Here is a 2,884-nt window from a genome sequence, read left to right as displayed (position 1 = left end):
ATAGTAAATTGATTTATTTTATGGTGAAATTTTGGTAAAGATATCTGTTATCGTTCCAGTTTATAATGTGGAGAAGTACCTGTCTGAATGTATGGACAGCCTTGTCAATCAGACATTTGAGGACATTGAAATTATTTGCGTTAATGACGGGTCCACCGACACATCTCCTGAAATTCTTGAGAACTATGCGAAAGAGGATAGGAGAATAAAAATAATTTCCCAGGAAAATCAAGGACTTGGAGCAGCAAGAAACAGGGGAATAAAACATTCAAATGGAGATTATCTTTTTTTTATTGATTCCGATGACTTTTTGGAACTGAATACACTAAAATTACTGTATGACAATGCAGTATCAAATGATTCAGATATAGTTTTCTACAGACTCTACAAATATCTTGATGGTGAAAAAATCAACTTTCCAATGTACCGCTTTAACAAAATATTCAAAGACGTTGACTTTGACCATTTCACTTTTGACTATCATAACATAAAGACACATGTTCTCAATGGAGGCTACAATTCCGTAGTTAAACTCTACAAAAAGGCATTTCTTGACAGATATGATGACTTTTATTTCACGGAAGGGATTGCATTCGAGGATGTTCTATTTCATGTCAAGGTAATGCTAAGGGCGAAAAGAATTTCCCATGTTCCCCAGCAACTGTATTACTATCGAATCAATGAAAATTCCATAATGAACACCCCGAAATATACACCAGACATATTCAAAGTTGTTGATATGGTTGTCCAGTTCATGGAAGACAATAACTTGACAGAAGAATTTAGACCTGATCTGGATTACTTTAAAATGAGAAGAATTGATGCTCACCTTCTCAAATCATATTCAGAGGAATACTTCCAAATAGCTAAAAAGAGATATGAAGAAATCAAATTTACAGAATTATTCAGGGAGGATGAACTCAGAAGATTCAATCTGCTTCTTTCGTCTGATAATTTCAATGAATATCTCATTAATCTATATGAAACTGACAAAAAACTCATGAACGATGCAAATACGAAACTTCACAACGAAAACAGAAAATACAGAAAGCAAAACGACAAGCTTAAAAAGGAAATCTCCAAAATAAAAGCAGAAAAAAATGAATTGTCAAAAAGAAACGATGAGTTGAAAAAGACCAATGAGGAAATCATATCATCCAACAGCTGGAAACTTACAAAACCTTTGAGAAAAACCGGAAAATTATTCAGGTGATTTTTAATGTTATACGGTTTAATGAGCTATAATTATACAATCAATCTGGGAAATGAGATACAAAGCATTGCTGCAAGACAGTTTATTCCAAAAATTGACTGTTACATTGATCATGAAAAGATTCATTTATTTAAAAATCCTCAAAAAGTCAAGATGATAATGAACGGATGGTATCTTGACTGTCTGGATGCATGGCCTCCTTCAGAGGACATTATACCCCTTCTGATTTCCATGCATTTCAATACTTCTGTAAACAGTACAAGGGATATAATCCTGTCCGATGAAAGCAGGGATTATTTTTCAAGCTACGGACCTGTCGGATGTAGAGACCATTCTACATTAGCGGTTCTTGAGGAAAAGGATATTGATGCATACTATTCAGGATGCCTTACCCTGACATTGAAAAGCCAAAAACGTGAAAATGATTTTAAATATGTAGTTGTCAATTCAAATAAATCTGATGAAATAATTGATTATTTAAAAACAAAAACAGATCTGCCCGTATACAACGTTAATCAGGTTACACCACTTTCATATCATAAGAAATATTTGGAAAATATTGATTTGAATCAGAAAATGACTTCATTTTACAGATGTGATGAAAAATTTTTAATTGCTGAAAACTTACTGAACATATATGACAATGCATCTTGTGTCATAACAGATAGAATGCATGCAGCATTACCTTCTTTAGCTTTAAATACTCCTGTACTTTTTATAAATAGTTCGGAATATGGTCTTGAAAGATTGGAAGGTATTTCAAGGCTTGTAAGGGAAACCACTCTTGAAGAATATGAGAATGACATTTCAATTTTTGATGTGGAAAATCCGCCAAAAAATCCTAAGGAATATCTGAAAATAAGAGAAAATTTGATTAAAAAGGTAAAAAGTTTCACCGGCCATATTAGTGACAGTTATGCCGTTTATTCTGATTTTCAACAGAGTTTGTCAAATAAACTTTTAATCAGCAGAACCTACGATGAAACTAAAAATTACATGTCTAATGTTAACTTGATTAACAGTACCAACACCAAAAAAATCAGAGCTCAGGAGAAATTAATTGAAAAACAGCAAAAGACAATCGAAAAACAGGAAATGATTATTCGGGAAATGGAAAATTCATCAAGATGGAAATTCCAAAATCCCTTAAGAAAACTGAAAAAATAATCATCACTTCTTTGAAAAAAATCATGATTTTTCGAATGTAATGCATATAAAAGTAAAATAGGTTATTTCTCCAATAGCCTATCCTCAACACCCAATTAAAGTTAGATGCAACTATCTACTAACCCTGACTAAAAGATTACTTTTGACTGATACTCCTAAATGTTATCCAGGATTGGATAAAAATTAAATATCATTTTTGATAAACTACTATTAAAAACACTAGAGGGATTACTATTTTAAAGCAAAGAATTGAATACATTGATTTTTTAAGGGCATTGGCAATATTTGGAGTTATAGCTACACACATATTTCTGATTTGGCCAAATGCTGAAATAATGCATTTTAAAATAGTTTCATTTAAACAGATTTTCACCTATGCCGTTCCTCTGTTTTTGCTCATAAGCGGAGCACTACTTTTAAACAGAGACATTGAACTGGGTGACTTTTTCAAAAGAAGGATTTCAAGAATCATTTCACCATACCTGTTTTATACTATAATACATG

At 32.1% G+C, this 2,884-nt stretch carries 3 protein-coding genes; all 3 read left to right on the top strand.

Going from position 1 to position 2,884, the window contains the following annotated elements; translation table 11 throughout:
• Positions 1-31: 31 nt before the first annotated feature.
• The gene (locus ACKI2P_RS09695; RefSeq protein WP_407377218.1) at positions 32-1,213 is read left to right on the top strand and encodes a glycosyltransferase family 2 protein; all 1,182 of its coding nucleotides are present in this window, start codon (positions 32-34) and stop codon (positions 1,211-1,213) included.
• A gap of 6 nt (positions 1,214-1,219) precedes the next feature.
• Complete coding sequence (locus ACKI2P_RS09690; protein WP_407377217.1) at positions 1,220-2,380, top strand: polysaccharide pyruvyl transferase family protein; 1,161 nt, start codon at positions 1,220-1,222, stop codon at positions 2,378-2,380.
• Positions 2,381-2,589: 209 nt separating this feature from the next.
• Positions 2,590-2,884 (top strand): acyltransferase family protein (locus ACKI2P_RS09685; RefSeq protein WP_407377219.1); only part of this gene is annotated, 295 nt, incomplete at its 3' end.

Source organism: Methanobrevibacter sp. (assembly GCF_045541095.1).
Taxonomy (GTDB): domain Archaea; phylum Methanobacteriota; class Methanobacteria; order Methanobacteriales; family Methanobacteriaceae; genus Methanocatella.
Note: the sequence above shows the minus strand (reverse complement) of the source record. Positions and strands in the feature narration are given on the sequence as shown.

Excerpts from the sequence above, each read along its gene's own strand:
- ACKI2P_RS09690 (WP_407377217.1), top strand. The coding sequence starts at position 1,220 with ATGTTATACGGTTTAATGAGCTATAATTATACAATCAATCTGGGAAAT.